The sequence below is a fragment of the Pseudomonas sp. TE50-2 genome (assembly GCF_040813665.1).
GTDB classification, from domain to species: Bacteria; Pseudomonadota; Gammaproteobacteria; order Pseudomonadales; family Pseudomonadaceae; genus Aquipseudomonas; species Aquipseudomonas soli.
Window position 1 is genome coordinate 4426166 of the sequence record NZ_JBFNXN010000001.1, and the last position, 15851, is coordinate 4442016.

General features: G+C 62.3%; 12 protein-coding genes. 6 read left to right on the forward strand and 6 right to left on the reverse strand.

The annotated features are described in order from the left end of the window. Positions 1 to 218: 218 nt before the first annotated feature. From AAHK21_RS20230 to AAHK21_RS20245, 4 genes are all read right to left on the reverse strand, one after another. Positions 219 to 791 (reverse strand): hypothetical protein, encoded by a 573-nt coding sequence (locus AAHK21_RS20230; protein WP_367858159.1) that lies wholly within the window; start codon positions 789 to 791, stop codon positions 219 to 221. Beyond that, the gene (locus tag AAHK21_RS20235) at positions 791 to 1717 is read right to left on the reverse strand and encodes a hypothetical protein (RefSeq protein WP_367858160.1); all 927 of its coding nucleotides are present in this window, start codon (positions 1715 to 1717) and stop codon (positions 791 to 793) included. Before AAHK21_RS20235 ends, AAHK21_RS20230 begins: the two co-directional genes overlap by 1 nt. 325 nt (positions 1718 to 2042) lie before the next feature. Beyond that, on the reverse strand, positions 2043 to 3293 hold the full coding sequence (locus tag AAHK21_RS20240) for a ribonucleotide-diphosphate reductase subunit beta (protein WP_038706634.1): 1251 nt from the start codon (positions 3291 to 3293) through the stop codon (positions 2043 to 2045). Between the two features lie 241 nt (positions 3294 to 3534). Next, positions 3535 to 6414 (reverse strand): ribonucleoside-diphosphate reductase subunit alpha, encoded by a 2880-nt coding sequence (locus AAHK21_RS20245; protein WP_038706633.1) that lies wholly within the window; start codon positions 6412 to 6414, stop codon positions 3535 to 3537. A gap of 847 nt (positions 6415 to 7261) precedes the next feature. On the opposite strand from AAHK21_RS20245, the gene AAHK21_RS20250 reads away from it, so the two are divergent. Together AAHK21_RS20250 and AAHK21_RS20255 are read left to right on the forward strand one after the other, a co-directional pair. Next, the gene (locus tag AAHK21_RS20250; RefSeq protein ID WP_038706632.1) at positions 7262 to 7957 is read left to right on the forward strand and encodes a response regulator transcription factor; all 696 of its coding nucleotides are present in this window, start codon (positions 7262 to 7264) and stop codon (positions 7955 to 7957) included. After that, complete coding sequence (locus AAHK21_RS20255; RefSeq protein WP_367858161.1) at positions 7954 to 9558, forward strand: ATP-binding protein; 1605 nt, start codon at positions 7954 to 7956, stop codon at positions 9556 to 9558. The genes AAHK21_RS20250 and AAHK21_RS20255 overlap by 4 nt, the downstream gene beginning before the upstream one ends. Here the strand turns inward: AAHK21_RS20255 and AAHK21_RS20260 are convergent. Together AAHK21_RS20260 and AAHK21_RS20265 are read right to left on the reverse strand one after the other, a co-directional pair. Then, positions 9555 to 10256, reverse strand: coding sequence for a 4'-phosphopantetheinyl transferase (locus tag AAHK21_RS20260; RefSeq protein ID WP_367858162.1), 702 nt, complete (start codon positions 10254 to 10256; stop codon positions 9555 to 9557). The two genes, AAHK21_RS20255 and AAHK21_RS20260, sit on opposite strands and share 4 nt — an antisense overlap. A 159-nt stretch (positions 10257 to 10415) precedes the next feature. Further along, positions 10416 to 11207: a dienelactone hydrolase family protein gene (locus tag AAHK21_RS20265; RefSeq protein ID WP_367858163.1), complete on the reverse strand. Its 792-nt coding sequence runs from the start codon at positions 11205 to 11207 to the stop codon at positions 10416 to 10418. 123 nt (positions 11208 to 11330) lie between these two features. Between AAHK21_RS20265 and AAHK21_RS20270 the strand changes: the two genes are divergently transcribed. The 4 genes from AAHK21_RS20270 to AAHK21_RS20285 all read left to right on the forward strand — a co-directional run bounded on the left by AAHK21_RS20270 (position 11331) and on the right by AAHK21_RS20285 (position 15798). Continuing rightward, positions 11331 to 11936, forward strand: coding sequence for an outer membrane beta-barrel protein (locus AAHK21_RS20270; RefSeq protein ID WP_023632176.1), 606 nt, complete (start codon positions 11331 to 11333; stop codon positions 11934 to 11936). A gap of 110 nt (positions 11937 to 12046) precedes the next feature. Then, positions 12047 to 12724 (forward strand): response regulator, encoded by a 678-nt coding sequence (locus AAHK21_RS20275; protein WP_023632177.1) that lies wholly within the window; start codon positions 12047 to 12049, stop codon positions 12722 to 12724. Beyond that, positions 12721 to 14061: an ATP-binding protein gene (locus AAHK21_RS20280; protein WP_046854518.1), complete on the forward strand. Its 1341-nt coding sequence runs from the start codon at positions 12721 to 12723 to the stop codon at positions 14059 to 14061. Before AAHK21_RS20275 ends, AAHK21_RS20280 begins: the two co-directional genes overlap by 4 nt. A gap of 414 nt (positions 14062 to 14475) precedes the next feature. After that, positions 14476 to 15798, forward strand: coding sequence for a dicarboxylate/amino acid:cation symporter (locus tag AAHK21_RS20285; protein WP_023630780.1), 1323 nt, complete (start codon positions 14476 to 14478; stop codon positions 15796 to 15798). The last annotated feature ends 53 nt before the right edge of the window (positions 15799 to 15851 follow it).

The following is a 15851-nucleotide window of genomic DNA, read 5'->3' on the forward strand; positions in this document are numbered from 1 at the left end:
GGCAGGCCGGACGTATTCCCCTTGCGGGTCTTGTATTAGCCCACTCCCGACATAACGGAGTGCATTTTGCGCGCAGCAGTAGACCACAGGCACAAAAAAGCCGCATCTGTCGGGAGCGGGTGGACCGCCGTGTTAGGCGTTTCTTAGGCGCCGGGGGAAATCCTAGATAGGCTAGTCGAGTCACGTCAATATTTTTAATGTAGGATTTTTCTCCTTTTTTACTCATGCAGCTTGTAGCCTAAGTAATATAGTCCCCAGAATGTCGCTAAAATCATCTGGCTTAAAAATAAAAAATATATAAGGGCCAGTGCTACGGGTAGTGCATTTCCTAGCTGTGTGAGCGGGACTGCTATTTGGAATAGCGTTTCTCCGTAGGTCGAGATGATTATTGAGTATATTACTATCATTATGCTTTCGGCAGTTAGGAAGGCAAAGAGCATAGCTAGAAAGCGGCGTCTAGTAAGCTCTACAATATTTTCCTTGTCTCGAAATTTTATCTTTATTTTCGGAGTTGGCTCGGGCAAGACACTATCAATATCTGATCGGCCGAACGTCGCCACGGCCGCTAAAGCTGCTATGTAAAAACCAGGTAGAGATTGTACGAATGACAGCGCTAAGGGAACAAACCCTCCATTCCCTGTTTTTAAAAGGTTCGAGAGACTGTCATTCACTACCAAGGCAAGCACAGCTGCGATTGATATCAACGCAGGGTAGAGCCAGTCAACAATCCACTTGTAAGGATGTCTTATTGACAGATAGCCGAATGGTTGTAGAAGCTGCTGAATTAACATTATTGCTCCATTAAGGCAAAAACCTCATTGATTATATTTTGGCTGATTTTTTCAAGGCTTGATGTGTTGACAAGCGGGGCTGAGATTGTATGTCGTTTAATGTACTTGTGTTCGTCTAGTAAATTGCCTGTTACTGTTTCAATAGTCGCGTCTCTAGGCTCGCCCTTTTCGTTTTTGAAGCGTAGCCTCATCTGCGGGTAGTTGATCTGTTTTTTTATGACATTATTTCTCACCTGCCTAACGGTGGCTGAAAGCTTTGTCATGAGTTTATTTTCTGGACGAAGTATTACCGCTCTGCTGCTCTCAAATACCGCCCCCTTTTCATCCCAGATAGCGCCTTTTTCGGAAAAGTCTAGGAGTTCAATGTTTGTAAGGGTTCCTGTTTCAAGGTCTCTTTCGAACTCGCTTGATGGATGTCCTTGAAGTTCGACAGCATGCAAGTGACGAACCATTAATGGCTCACCATCTTGATTTCGCGCACCGTTAATATGAGGTATTTGATATTTTTCAGGGAACTGTTTACGGCAGTGTTGGAATAGAAAGCGGATGTAGTCAGTTATGCTGCTAGCATGTAAGCCAGAGCCGAATACCGTCTCGATGACACAGACGTAGTAATTATCTCCTTTGTCGGGACTAAGCTCGATTACTAAATGTGCTGAGCTATCTCCGCCATGCCCTGGAGGTTTTTCATGAACCACTCTTTTTTTATTTTCAGGATCACTAGAAACTGCGTCTGGTGCTGTTGGGTCACTTCTATTGATGAGGATTATGACTCGATTTTTTTGTGTTTTCAGGTCGGAAATGTAGTATTTCGGTGATTTTTCTGATCTGCCCTTTTTTAGTACTCGATCACCACCACTGAATAGCTGACTTACCTGGTCGATTATTTCGGATAGAGGTTTTGGTGTGGCTTCGAAGTTTGCCAAGTTCTCCTTGGCACGGCATGAGCCGGAGGAAGTTATTTTTAGATCATAGAAAGTTGCAGTGCGATGCATAGATTTACCCAAGGCTCCATATGCTTGGTTAATAAGCTTAACTATGCACTGCGAAAAATGTTCTTGCCGAGTGGCGAATAATGCTGGCTATCCAGCTTTGATATATAGCCCACCTTGGCAACAATCTCACAGATTCCGCTGTGCACCGGCATAATGCCATCAGCTCGGCCTCGTAAGCAAATGCAAGAAACCAAAGTATCCGGACGAAAAAAGGGCTGCCTAATGGCAGCCCTTTGAGGTGGTATGGGTTAGGAAATCAATCCCAGCTCAGAGCACCACCAGTCTGGTACTCGATAACCCGAGTCTCAAAGAAGTTCTTCTCCTTCTTCAAGTCCATGATCTCGCTCATCCAAGGGAACGGGTTGGTAGTCCCCGGATACTCTTCCTTCAGACCAATCTGGGTCAGTCGACGGTTGGCAATGAACTTGAGGTAATCCTCCATCATCGCCGCGTTCATGCCCAGCACGCCGCGTGGCATGGTGTCACGGGCGTATTCGATCTCCAGCTGGGTACCCTGCAGAATCATCTGGGTAGCCTCTTCCTTCATCGCGGCATCCCACAGGTGCGGGTTCTCGATCTTGATCTGGTTGATCACGTCGATGCCGAAGTTCAGGTGCATGGACTCGTCACGCAGGATGTACTGGAACTGCTCGGCGACGCCGGTCATCTTGTTGCGGCGGCCCATCGACAGAATCTGGGTGAAACCGCAGTAGAAGAAGATGCCTTCCAATACGCAGTAGTAGGCGATCAGGTTGCGCAGCAGCTCTTTGTCGGTTTCGACGGTGCCGGTGTTGAACTCTGGGTCCGAGATGGCGCGGGTGTACTTCAGGCCCCAGGCGGCTTTTTTCGCGACCGATGGGATCTCGTGGTACATGTTGAAGATCTCGCCTTCATCCATGCCCAGCGACTCGATGCAGTACTGGTAGGCGTGGGTGTGGATCGCCTCTTCGAAGGCCTGGCGCAGGATGTACTGGCGGCACTCCGGGTTGGTGATCAGGCGGTACACGGCCAGGGCCAGGTTGTTGGCAACCAGCGAGTCGGCGGTGGAGAAGAAGCCGAGGTTGCGCATCACGATGCGGCGCTCGTCTTCGGTCAGGCCGTCCATGCTCTTCCACAGGGCGATGTCGGCGGTCATGTTGACCTCTTGCGGCATCCAGTGGTTGGCGCAGCCGTCGAGGTACTTCTGCCAGGCCCAGTCGTACTTGAACGGAACCAGTTGGTTGAGGTCGGCGCGGCAGTTGATCATGCGCTTTTCGTCAACGGCGACGCGGGCCGAGGAGCCTTCCAGCTCGGCCAGGCCTTCGGCGATGTCCAGGGCATCGAGAGCAGCCTTGGCGCGCTTGACGGCGTCGGAGTCGGCGGCGGTGGCGGCGCGGGCTTCCAGGGCGGCGGCACCGCCGGCGCTGTCGAGCTTGTCGAGGGTGGTGGTGGCAGCGGCCTGTGCGGCGGTGTTGCCTTTGGCGGCGACTTCGCCGTCTTCTTTGTCGAATTCGTCCCAGCTCAGCATGGTGAGATCTCCTGCTTGAGGGCCATCAATGAGTATGGCCGGTGGATCTTGGTTGCGGTGCGGTGCACGCAAATCTGGAGTGCCCGGGGGAGGGCTGACCGGGGCGTTGGCCCCGGCTTGTTATGTCTGGCTGTGGGGAGGTGCTGGCAGTGCCGGCCTCATCGCTGGCAAGCCAGCTCCCACAGGGTTCTGCGCCGTGGCGCAGAAAAGAGGCTACCCGGGGGTAGCCTCTGCGCAGCCCTTATTGGCAGGCTTCGCAATCCGGCTCGTCGATGGCGCAGGCCTTCGGTACCGGGGCTGGGCCCGCGGCCTGGACCGGGGCGCTGTCGCCGCCGCTCGACACGGCGTTGAGCTTGCCGGTGTTGATGGTCGACTTCTCGGTGCTGGTCGCGGCCAGGGCACGGAGGTAGTAGGTGGTCTTCAGACCACGGTACCAGGCCATGCGGTAGGTCACGTCGAGCTTCTTGCCCGAAGCGCCGGCGATGTACAGGTTCAGCGACTGGGCCTGGTCGATCCACTTCTGGCGACGCGAGGCGGCATCGACGATCCACTTGGTCTCGACTTCGAACGCGGTGGCGTACAGGTCTTTCAGCTCTTGCGGGATACGCTCGATCTGCTGCACGGAACCATCGTAGTACTTCAGGTCGTTGATCATCACCGAGTCCCACAGGCCGCGGGCCTTGAGGTCGCGGACCAGGTACGGGTTGATCACGGTGAACTCGCCCGACAGGTTCGATTTCACGTACAGGTTCTGGTAGGTCGGCTCGATGGACTGCGACACGCCGGTGATGTTGGCGATGGTCGCGGTCGGCGCGATGGCCATGATGTTCGAGTTACGAATACCTTTTTGTACACGCTCGCGCACCGGTGCCCAGTCCAGGCTCTCGGTCAGGTCGACGTCGATGTACTTCTGGCCACGGGCCTCGATCAGGATCTGTTGCGAATCCAGCGGCAGGATGCCCTTGGACCACAGCGAACCCTGGAAGGTCTCGTAGGCGCCGCGCTCGTCGGCCAGGTCGCAGGAAGCCTGGATCGCGTAGTAGCTGACCGCTTCCATCGACTTGTCGGCGAACTCGACGGCAGCATCGGAGCCGTACGGGATGTGCTGCAGGTACAGCGCGTCCTGGAAGCCCATGATCCCCAGGCCGACAGGGCGGTGCTTGAAGTTCGAGTTACGCGCTTGCGGCACCGAGTAGTAGTTGATGTCGATCACGTTGTCGAGCATGCGCACGGCGGTGTTCACGGTGCGTTGCAGCTTGGCGGTGTCCAGCTTGCCATCGACGATGTGGTTCGGCAGGTTGATCGAGCCCAGGTTGCAGACCGCGATCTCGTCCTTGTTGGTGTTCAGGGTGATCTCGGTGCACAGGTTCGAGCTGTGGACCACGCCCACGTGCTGCTGCGGGCTGCGCAGGTTGCACGGGTCCTTGAAGGTCAGCCATGGGTGGCCGGTCTCGAACAGCATCGACAGCATCTTGCGCCACAGGTCTTTGGCCTGGATGGTCTTGAACACCTTGATCTTGTTGTACTCGGTCAGGGCTTCGTAGTACTCGTAGCGCTCTTCGAAGGCCTTGCCGGTCAGGTCGTGCAGATCAGGCACTTCCGATGGCGAGAACAGGGTCCACTTGCCGTCATCGAAGACGCGCTTCATGAACAGGTCAGGGATCCAGTTGGCGGTGTTCATGTCGTGGGTACGACGACGGTCATCACCGGTGTTCTTGCGCAGCTCGATGAATTCTTCGATGTCGAGGTGCCAGGTTTCCAGGTAGGCACACACGGCGCCCTTGCGCTTGCCACCCTGGTTCACGGCGACGGCGGTGTCGTTGACCACTTTCAGGAACGGCACGACGCCTTGCGACTTGCCGTTGGTGCCCTTGATGTACGAGCCCAGGGCGCGCACCGGGGTCCAGTCGTTGCCCAGGCCACCGGCGAATTTCGACAGCATGGCGTTGTCGTGGATCGCGTGGTAGATGCCCGACAGGTCGTCCGGCACGGTGGTCAGGTAGCAGCTCGACAGCTGCGGACGCAGGGTACCGGCGTTGAACAGGGTCGGGGTCGAGGCCATGTAGTCGAAGGACGACAACAGGTTGTAGAACTCGATCGCACGGGCTTCTTTATCTTTCTCTTCCAGCGCCAGGCCCATGGCCACACGCATGAAGAACACCTGCGGCAGCTCGAAGCGCACGCCATCCTTGTGGATGAAGTAGCGGTCGTACAGGGTCTGCAGGCCCAGGTAGGTGAACTGCTGGTCGCGCTCGTGGTTGATCGCCTTGCCCATGCGCTCCAGGTCGTAGCCTTTCAGCGCTGGGTCGAGCAGTTCGAACTCGACGCCTTTCTCGACGTAGGCCGGCAGGGCCTTGGCGTACAGGTCGGCCATCTCGTGGTGGGTGGCGCTGTCGGCGACGTTCAGGAAGCCCAGACCTTCGGCGCGCAGGGTGTCCATCAGCAGGCGGGCGGTGACGAACGAGTAGTTCGGCTCGCGCTCGACCAGGGTACGGGCGGTCATCACCAGGGCGGTGTTGACGTCCTTCAGGGCGACGCCGTCGTACAGGTTCTTCAGGGTTTCGCGCTGGATCAGCTCGCCATCGACTTCGGCCAGGCCTTCGCAGGCTTCGCTGATGATGGTGTTCAGGCGCGCCATGTCCAGCGGCGCCAGGCTGCCGTCGGCCAGGGTGATGCGGATGCTTGGGTGCGGCTCGACCACGCTGTCGGCGTTGGAGCGGGTAGCACGCTCCTTGGCACGCTGGTCGCGGTAGATCACGTAGTCGCGGGCGACTTTCTGCTCGCCGGCGCGCATCAGGGCCAGTTCGACCTGGTCCTGGATTTCTTCGATGTGGATGGTGCCACCCGATGGCATGCGACGCTTGAACGTGGCGGTGACCTGCTCGGTCAGGCGCGCGACGGTGTCGTGGATGCGCGACGAGGCGGCGGCGGTGCCGCCTTCAACTGCGAGGAACGCCTTGGTGATGGCAACGGTGATCTTGTCGTCGGTGTAGGGGACGACAGTGCCGTTACGCTTGATCACGCGCAGTTGGCCAGGGGCGGTGGCGGCCAGATCCTGGTTCGAATCGGCGGCCTGAGGCGCCTTGGCCTGCGGGTTCTCGCGAGTTGTGTCGGTTTGCATGGGTGGGTGTCTCCACAGTTTCTAGTTTGTTCAGGCGCCGTTGTCGGGCGCCACCGTTCCGTCCACTTGCTCGATGGCCCGGGCGGGGATGCGCGTGAAGCACACGCATCCGCCCGCTCGGGCTTACCGACTTCGGGACAGACTCAGGAATTAGGGGCAGTAACCTGCCGCTCCCTGGCCGAAGTCAAAGGTTCTGGGCGTACCCAAAATCTGTTGCTGATGAGTGCGGGCCTTGCCTGCAACACTCATACCCGAACAAGGCCGTCTGCGGCTTGCCTCGGTCGCCCTCCGCAGGAGCGGTTTGGCTGTTGAAATCACCTTAAGTTCAGCCAGAAAATTCGCTTGAATTTGCCTGTTGACTTGTGTTTGTGATTTTGCGCAAAACCCAATATCTAGTGGTTCGCTGCGATAGGGATACAAGATAATGCGGTCCAGGGGGCTTTGCAAGGTCGGCGCCTGTGGATAACTTGTGGGTACTTTGTGAGTCATCCGTGGGTATTCGCTGTAGGCCTTGTCCCAAGAGGTTTGCACTATTTTTTGCCTGTGCTACGCCGTCGCGAAGATTTTTTAGGGCGCGCACCCTATCACAAAAAACGGTTCAGTCGAGGGCTGTTTGCGGTGGTTGGCAGGGGTGGGGGCGGGACGTAGTATCCGGGGCTGATATTGCGCTTTGGTGAAAGGGAATACCCGTAGGATCAGGCATTTATATTGCCTGCACCGGCCTCATCGCCGGCAAGCCGGCTCCCACAGGTACGGCGCGGCTGTTGTGGGAGCCGGCTTGCCGGCGATGAGGCCGTTGCGGACAACGCAAAACAACAATAAAAGACCAGCACACAAGGGGGAGGCCATGGACCAGCCAATCAACCGCATCCTGATCGTCGAGGACGACCAGCGCCTGGCCGAACTGACTGCCGAATACCTCCAGGCCAACGGCTTCGAAGTGGCGGTGGAGGGCGACGGTGGCCGCGCCGCGCGGCGTATCATCGACAGCCAGCCGGACCTGGTGATCCTCGACCTGATGCTGCCCGGCGAAGACGGCCTGAGCATCTGCCGCCGCGTGCGCGGCCAGTACGCCGGCCCGATCCTCATGCTCACCGCCCGCAGCGACGAGCTCGACCAGATCCAGGGCCTGGACCTGGGCGCCGACGACTACGTGTGCAAACCGGTGCGCCCGCGCGTGCTGCTGGCGCGCATCAATGCCTTGCTACGCCGCAGCGACGCCCCGGAGCGCCGCCAGGACCTGACCTTCGGCCCCCTGCATATAGACAGCCGCCAGCGCGAGGCTCGCCTGCACGGCCAGTTGGTCGACCTGACCGGCGCCGAATTCGACCTGCTCTGGCTGCTGGCCAGCAACGCCGGGCGCGTGCTGTCCCGCGAGGAGATCTTCACCTCGCTGCGCGGCGTCGGCTACGACGGCCAGGATCGCTCCATCGATGTGCGCATCTCCAAGATCCGCCCCAAGATCGGCGACGACCCGATCACCCCGCGGCTGATCAAGACCCTGCGCAGCAAGGGCTACCTGTTCGTCGGCGAGGCGCCATGAACTCGATCTTCCTACGCATCTATGGCGGCATGCTCGCGGTGCTGGTGCTGGTGGCCGTGCTCGGTGTGCTGAGCCTGCACCTGCTCAACGAGATCCGCGCCGGCCAGCACCGCGAGCGCCTGGCCCAGGGCACCTTCAGCCTGATGGCCGACAACCTGGCGCAGCAGAACGCGGTGGAGCGCACCCGTTCGCTGGTGATCTGGGAGCGCCTGCTCGGCGTGCCGCTGGACCTGCAACCGCTGTCGGCCTTTACCCTCGACGGCGGGCAGCGGGCGCGCCTGTACCGAGACCTGGTGGTGGTGGAGAAGACCGGCCCGCATGCCGCCCGGGTGCTGCGCCGGGTTGGCCACGAGGACTTGCTGCTGGTGGCCGAGGTCAAGCAGATCAGTGAGCAGCTGGCCCGCGCTACCCTTTATCTGTTGGCCGACGAGCTGGTGCGCTACCCGGTGACCGAGCAGCAGGCGCGCCTGGCGCAGCTGCGCCAGAGCAAGGGCTTCGGTTTCGACATTGCCTTGCAGCGCATCGAGCGCGCCGCCCTGGACGACGACCAGCGCCGTCGGGTGGAGGAGGGCGATACGGTGATGGCCCTCGGCAGGGACGGCGATTCGATCCGCGTGTTCTCGGGGCTGTCCGGCTCGCCCTGGGTGCTGGAGATCGGCCCGTTGTATCAGCTCAACCCCTATCCGCCGCAGTTGCTGATCCTCATCGCCTTTCTCGGTCTGTGCCTGATCGGCCTGATGGTCTACCTGCTGGTGCGCCAGCTGGAGCGGCGGGTGTCGGGCCTGGAGGTGGCGGCCACGCGCATCGCCCAGGGCAGCCTCGACACCCGGGTGCCGGCCGGCGATGCCGACTCGGTGGGGCGTCTGGCCGAGGCCTTCAACGGCATGGCCGAGCACCTGCAGCGTTCATTGACCATGCAGCGCGAGCTGGTGCGGGCGGTGTCCCACGAGCTGCGCACCCCGGTGGCGCGGCTGCGCTTCGGCCTGGAGATGATCGAGAGCGCCGGCAGCGACGAGGCCCGGGCCAAGCATCTGGCGGGCATGGACGGCGATATCCAGGATTTGGACAAGCTGGTAGACGAGATGCTGACCTACGCCCGCCTGGAGCAGGGTGCACCGGCCCTGCATTTTCAGGTGGTGGACCTGGACGAGCTGCTGGCGCGGGTGATCGAGGAGCTGGCGCCGCTGCGCGCCGAGGTGCGGGTGGTGCGCGGCGAATGCCACGGGCTCGACGGCGGCGACGCCCGGGTCGAGGCCGAGCCGCGCTACCTGCACCGGGCCCTGCAGAACCTGGTGCGCAATGCCATGCGCCATGCCGAGTCCGAAGTCCGCGTGAGCTATCACCTGGGACAGCAACGTTGCCGCATCGATGTGGAGGACGATGGCCCCGGGATTCCCGAGGGCGTGTGGCACCGCATCTTCACCCCCTTCACCCGCCTCGACGACAGCCGCACCCGGGCCTCGGGCGGGCATGGCCTGGGGCTGTCGATCGTGCGGCGGATCATCTACTGGCACGGCGGCCGCGCCCTGGTCGGGCACAGCGAGCAGTTGGGCGGGGCGTGTTTCAGCCTGAGCTGGCCGCGGGAGCAGCCGCGCGATTAAACGCTGATCAGGCTGAGCAGGTGGCCGTCCTGCAGGCAGAACTGGCCATCCAGCTCGACGCCGTGGTGCCACTCGGCCGACAGGTCGGTGAGCAGGCGCAGGCGGGCGTGGCCGTCGGCGGACCATTCCAGCAGTTCGGCGTGCTCGAAATAGAAGCGCTTTTTCGTCAGCGGGTAGAGCGTCTTGAACAGGCTTTCCTTGAGCGAGAAGGTCAGGGTCACGGCCAGGGCCTGTTGGCTGCGGTCCAGGCGTTCGAGTTCCGCTGGGGTGAGGATCTCCCCGGCCAGGCGTTCGGCGCGGTCTTCGCCGAGCAGGGTTTCCTGGTCCAGCCCGAGGCCGCGGCATTGGCCGTCGGTAGCCACCACGGCGGCGGCCCAGCCCTGGCCGTGGGTGATCGAGCCGCGGATGCCGGCGGGCCAGATCGGCGAGCGGTCCTCATGGGCAGCGGGCGCGTAGTCGCGGCCATCCAGGTGTTGCAAGGCTGCACGGGCGCAGACTCGGCCTGCCAGGTACTCGGCCTGGCGCTTGGCCACCGAACGTTGCAGGCTGGCGGTCTGTTCGATGCCGGCGCGCTGGAAATCGTCCGGCGCGAGATTGGCCGGGTCGAAGGCGCAGCTGACCAGCACCGCGCCGGGGACCGGGCGCGGCAGGGGCCAATGGTGCTGGAGCGGGGCGCAGCAGGTGGGGAGTCTGTTCATGGCGGGTATTGTGCCAGCCTGGTGGCTGGTGGTGGAGCACAGATTTTGGGGCTGCTGCGCAGCCCTTTCGCCGGCGAGCCGGCTCCCACAGGGGGCGTCGCCATCTTTTGTGGGAGCCGGCTTGCCGGCGAAAGGGCCGCAAAGCGGCCCCGGCGATCATCAGTCGAGCGCATCCTTCAGGAACGCCTGCATATCCTTCCACGAGCTCTCGTCAGCCGCCTTGTCATAGCCGATATCCGGCCCGCCATGCTCGCCATGGCTCAAGCGGTCGGCATCCGGGTTGGTGAAGCCATGCTTGGCCCCCGGGATCCCGACGAACTTGTAGTCGGCCTTGGCCGCATCCATCTCCGCCTTGAACGCCGCCACCTGCTGCGGCGTGACCATGCTGTCGGCCTCGCCATGCTCCACCAGGATCTTGGCCCGGATCACCCCCGGCTTGGCCGGCGTCTGGGTCACCAGCGCGCCATGGAAGCTCACCACGCCGTCGAGCTTCTCACCGCGGCGCGCCGCGTCCAGCACCACCTTGCCGCCAAAGCAGTAGCCGATGGCCGCCAGCTGGTGCTTGTTGGTGTTGGGCTGGATCTTCAGCAGCTCCAGCCCGGCATCGAAGCGCCAGGCGGCGGCCGCTGGGTCCTTCATCGCCGCGGCCATGAACGCCTGGGCATCCTGCGGGTGCTCGGTGTTCTTGCCGTCGCCGTACATGTCGATGGCCAGGGCGTTGTAGCCCAGCGCCGCGAGGTCGCGGGCGCGGCGCTTGGCGTAGTCGTTCAGCCCCCACCATTCATGCACCACCACCACGCCCGGGCGCTTGCCCTCGACGGCGTCGTCGTAGGCGTAGTAGCCGATCAGGCGGTTGCCGTCGGCATCCTGGTAGGGGATCTCGCGGGTCTGCACCGCCGCCTGGGCGAGGGTGGCGCCGCACAACAGGGCCAGTGCAAGCAGGGTACGCATGGTCGAGCTCCTTGTTCGGTTCGTTCAGCCCAGGTTCAGGCCGGGTTCAGCAGGGGTTCAGGGCGCCCTCCCTACTCTAGTCCCCAGACAGAAACAACGCATCCAACCCGGAGTACCTGAACCATGAAAACGCTCAATACCCTGATCGCCGCCATGGCGGTTTGCGCCGCCGGCCTCACCACCGCCGCCCAGGCCGATGACAACTTCGCCAGCCTGACCTACGGCCAGACCAGCGACAAAGTGCGCAAGTCCGGCCTGTTGCAACGCAACACCGACGGCCTGAACGCCGACGGCATCATCGGCAAGGACAGCACCTGGGGCGTGCGCCTGGGCAAGATCAACGACCAGGGCCGCTACTACATGACCTACGACAACGTCTCGGGCGACCACAGCGGCGTCAAGCTGCGCCAGGAAAACCTGCTCGGCAGCTACGACCTGTTCCTGCCGGTGGGTGATACCACCAAGCTGTTCGGTGGCGGCACCCTGGGCATGACCAAGCTGACCCAGGACTCGCCGGGCGCCAGCCGCGACACCGACTACGGCTATGCCGTGGGCCTGCAGGCCGGCGTGATCCAGGAAATCACCGACAAGGCCTCGGTGGAGATGGGCTACCGTTACCTGCGCAGCAACGCCGCCACCGAGATCGGTGCCCACGGCGGGCCGAAGGACGGCACCCTGCGCCTGACCAGCAGCGCGCAGACCTACCTGGCGGCAAGCTACAAGTTCTGAGGTCGCTGTTATCCTGTACCGGCCTCATCGCGAGGAGTGCATGACCCGTGGGAGCGGGCTTGCCCCGCGATAAGGCCGGTACAGGCATTCGCTATTCAAAGGAGAACTGCATGAAATTGCTGGTGGTCGAGGACGAGGCGCTGCTGCGTCATCACCTGTTCACCCGCCTCGGCGAGGGCGGCCATGTGGTGCAGGCGGTGGCCAACGCCGAGGAAGCCTTGTACCAGGCCGAGCAGTACAATCATGACCTGGCGGTGATCGACCTGGGTTTGCCGGGCATGAGCGGGCTGGACCTGATCCGTCAGTTGCGCAACCTTGGCCAGACCTTCCCGATCCTGATCCTCACCGCCCGCGGCAACTGGCAGGACAAGGTCGAGGGCCTGGCCGCCGGCGCTGACGATTACGTGGTCAAGCCGTTCCAGTTCGAAGAGCTGGAGGCGCGCCTGAACGCCTTGCTGCGCCGCTCCAGCGGCTTCACCCAGTCGACCATCGCCGCCGGCCCGCTGGTGCTCGACCTCAACCGCAAGCAGGCGACCCTGGACGAGCAACCGCTGGCGCTGACCGCCTACGAATACCGCATCCTCGAGTACCTCATGCGTCATCACCAGCAGGTGGTGGCCAAGGACCGCCTGATGGAACAGCTGTACCCGGACGACGAGGAGCGTGACCCGAATGTCATCGAGGTGCTGGTCGGCCGCCTGCGCCGCAAGCTCGAGGGCGACAACGGCTTCAAGCCGATCGATACCGTGCGCGGCCTGGGCTACCTGTTCACCGAGCGCTGCCGATGATCCGCTCGCTGCGGGTGCGCCTGATGCTCGCGGCGGCGTTGCTGGCGTTGCTGTTCATGCTGGCGCTGCTGCCGGCGCTGCAGAAGGCCTTCAGCCTGGCGTTGCAGGAATCCATCGAGCAACGCCTGGCCTCGGACGTGACCACGCTGATTTCCGCTGCGCGCATCGAGCATGGCCAGCTGCAGATGCCGGCGCTGCTGCCGGACGAACGCTTCAACCTGCCGTATACAGGCCTGCTCGGCTACATCTTCGACCGCCAGGGCAAGCTGGTGTGGCAGTCGCGGGCTACGCGCAACCGCAACATCAACTACCACCCGCGCTATGACGGGCGTGGCAACGAATTCGCCCGTATTCACCAGGACGACGGCGAGGAGTTCTTCGTCTATGACGTCGAGGTCAAGCTGCTTGGCGGCAAGAGCGCGGCGTTCAGCATCGTCGCCCTGCAACCGGTCCGCGAATACCAGGACACCCTCAATGGCCTGCGCGAGAAACTCTACTTCGGCTTCGGCGCGGCGCTGCTGGCGCTGATGGTGCTGCTCTGGGCAGGTCTGACCTGGGGCCTGCGCTCGCTGCGCCGGCTCAGCTCCGAGCTGGATGACGTGGAGAGCGGCGCCAGGGATGGACTGAGTCGCGAGCACCCACGCGAGCTGCTGCGCCTGACCGGCTCGCTCAACCGCCTGCTGCGTAGCGAGCGCGAGCAGCGCCAGCGCTACCGCGACTCGCTCGACGACCTGGCCCATAGCCTGAAGACTCCGCTGGCGGTGCTGCAGGGCGTGGGCGAGAGCATGGAGCAGGGCGACCGCGAGCAAGCGCGGGTGCTGCAAAGCCAGATCGAGCGCATGAGCCAGCAGATCGACTACCAATTGCAACGCGCCAGCCTGCGCAAGAGTGGCCTGGTAAAGCACCAGGTCGAGCTCAAGCCGTTGCTCGACAGCCTGTGCAGCACCTTGGCCAAGGTCTATCGCGACAAACGCGTCGAGGTCGGTTTCGATCTGCCGGCCGATGCGCGGGTGCCGATGGAGCAGGGGGCCTTGCTCGAGCTGCTCGGCAACCTGCTGGAGAACGCCTACCGGTTGTGCCTGGGGCAGGTGCGGGTCAGCCTGCGTGAAGCGCCGGGGCAACTGGAGCTGTGGATCGAGGACGACGGCCCGGGCGTGCCGCCCGACCAGCGTGAGCGCATTCTTGAGCGCGGCGAGCGGCTGGACCGCCAGCACCCCGGACAAGGGATCGGCCTGGCAGTGGTCAAGGACATCATCGACAGCTATGACGCCGAGTTGAGCCTGGGCGACTCAGAATTGGGCGGGGCTGCGTTCCGCATCGCTTTCCGGCTCGATTGAGCCGCCAGAAGGGCCTCATCGCTGGCAAGCCAGCTCCCACAGGGACGGCGTTTGGCTTGAGGGCCGCGCGGTCGGGGTGGGAGCCGGCTTGCCGGCGATGAGGCCGGGCCTGCTGTCACCGCCTCTGGCAAAGGCGGATTCCCGCCAACCCGCCCTGTACGATTTCCGCCATCGGGCGGAAATCCGCCATTTCCTGCCTGCTCCTGCGCCCCGTCCCGGGGCATTCACACCCTGTAATCATTGGCTGTGCACCTCGAGCGGGCACTTTGGCATCGCCCTTGCTATTCACCTGGCAGAGGCCTGCCCAGGCGCTCGAACACAACGACAAATCCCTCCGGGTACAGGAGGGTTCGCGATTCAGGTGCCCCGACATCCTGGGAAGGATGCGCCGGCCCACTTGAGGAAAAACTAGCCATGACGACTCGTCAGCCGCTGTACAAATCGCTGTATGTCCAGGTGATCGTCGCGATCACCATCGGTATCCTGCTCGGCCACTACTACCCGGAAACCGGCGTAGCCCTCAAACCCCTGGGTGACGGCTTCGTCAAGCTGATCAAGATGGTCATCGCGCCGATCATCTTCTGCACCGTGGTCAGCGGCATCGCGGGCATGCAAAGCATGAAGTCGGTCGGCAAGACCGGCGGTTACGCGCTGCTGTACTTCGAGATCGTCTCCACCATCGCCCTGATCATCGGCCTGGTGGTAGTCAACGTGGTGCAGCCGGGCGCCGGCATGCACGTCGACGTCAGCACCCTCAACGCCAGCAGCGTGGCTGCCTATGCCGCCGCCGGCGCGCAGCAGACCACCGTCGGCTTCCTGCTCAATGTCATCCCCAACACCGTGGTCGGCGCCTTCGCCAACGGCGACATCCTGCAAGTGCTGATGTTCTCGGTGCTGTTCGGCTTCGCCTTGCACCGCCTGGGCAGCTACGGCAAGCCGGTGCTGGACCTGATCGACCGCTTCGCCCATGTCATGTTCAACATCATCAACATGATCATGAAACTGGCCCCGATCGGCGCCTTCGGTGCCATGGCCTTCACCATCGGCCAGTACGGCGTGGGTTCGCTGGTGCAGTTGGGCTACCTGATGGCCTGCTTCTACATCACTTGCCTGCTGTTCGTCCTGGTGGTGCTGGGCGGTATCTGCCGCGCCCACGGCTTCAGCGTCATCAAGCTGATCCGCTACATCCGTGAAGAGCTGCTGATCGTGCTGGGCACCTCGTCCTCCGAGTCGGCCCTGCCGCGCATGCTGGCCAAGATGGAGCGCCTGGGCGCGAAGAAATCGGTGGTTGGCCTGGTGATCCCGACCGGCTACTCGTTCAACCTGGACGGTACCTCGATCTACCTGACCATGGCCGCGGTGTTCATCGCCCAGGCCACCGACACCACCATGGACATCACCCACCAGATCACCCTGCTGCTGGTGCTGCTGGTGGCCTCCAAGGGTGCCGCGGGCGTCACAGGTTCCGGCTTCATCGTCCTGGCCGCCACCCTGTCGGCCGTCGGCCACCTGCCGGTTGCCGGCCTGGCGCTGATCCTGGGTATCGACCGCTTCATGTCCGAAGCCCGCGCCCTGACCAACCTGATCGGCAACGCCGTGGCCACCGTGGTCGTGGCCAAGTGGGTCAAGGAACTGGACACCGACACCCTGCAGGCCGAACTGGCGTCTGGCGGCTCGCCGCTGATCGACACCCGTCCGACCGACGACCTGGGCGTGGCCGAAGGCCCGGCGCGTTGAGCGTGAGTTGAAATGCGAAAAGGCGACCCTCGGGTCGCCTTTTTCATGCTTTG

What these genes read in the sequence shown, in the direction of transcription:
- AAHK21_RS20230 (WP_367858159.1), bottom strand. Translation starts at nt 791, where the DNA reads ATGTTAATTCAGCAGCTTCTACAACCATTCGGCTATCTGTCAATAAGA.
- AAHK21_RS20240 (WP_038706634.1), bottom strand. Translation starts at nt 3,293, where the DNA reads ATGCTGAGCTGGGACGAATTCGACAAAGAAGACGGCGAAGTCGCCGCC.
- AAHK21_RS20245 (WP_038706633.1), bottom strand. Translation starts at nt 6,414, where the DNA reads ATGCAAACCGACACAACTCGCGAGAACCCGCAGGCCAAGGCGCCTCAG.
- AAHK21_RS20250 (WP_038706632.1), top strand. Translation starts at nt 7,262, where the DNA reads ATGGACCAGCCAATCAACCGCATCCTGATCGTCGAGGACGACCAGCGC.
- AAHK21_RS20255 (WP_367858161.1), top strand. Translation starts at nt 7,954, where the DNA reads ATGAACTCGATCTTCCTACGCATCTATGGCGGCATGCTCGCGGTGCTG.
- AAHK21_RS20260 (WP_367858162.1), bottom strand. Translation starts at nt 10,256, where the DNA reads ATGAACAGACTCCCCACCTGCTGCGCCCCGCTCCAGCACCATTGGCCC.
- AAHK21_RS20265 (WP_367858163.1), bottom strand. Translation starts at nt 11,207, where the DNA reads ATGCGTACCCTGCTTGCACTGGCCCTGTTGTGCGGCGCCACCCTCGCC.
- AAHK21_RS20270 (WP_023632176.1), top strand. Translation starts at nt 11,331, where the DNA reads ATGAAAACGCTCAATACCCTGATCGCCGCCATGGCGGTTTGCGCCGCC.
- AAHK21_RS20275 (WP_023632177.1), top strand. Translation starts at nt 12,047, where the DNA reads ATGAAATTGCTGGTGGTCGAGGACGAGGCGCTGCTGCGTCATCACCTG.
- AAHK21_RS20280 (WP_046854518.1), top strand. Translation starts at nt 12,721, where the DNA reads ATGATCCGCTCGCTGCGGGTGCGCCTGATGCTCGCGGCGGCGTTGCTG.
- AAHK21_RS20285 (WP_023630780.1), top strand. Translation starts at nt 14,476, where the DNA reads ATGACGACTCGTCAGCCGCTGTACAAATCGCTGTATGTCCAGGTGATC.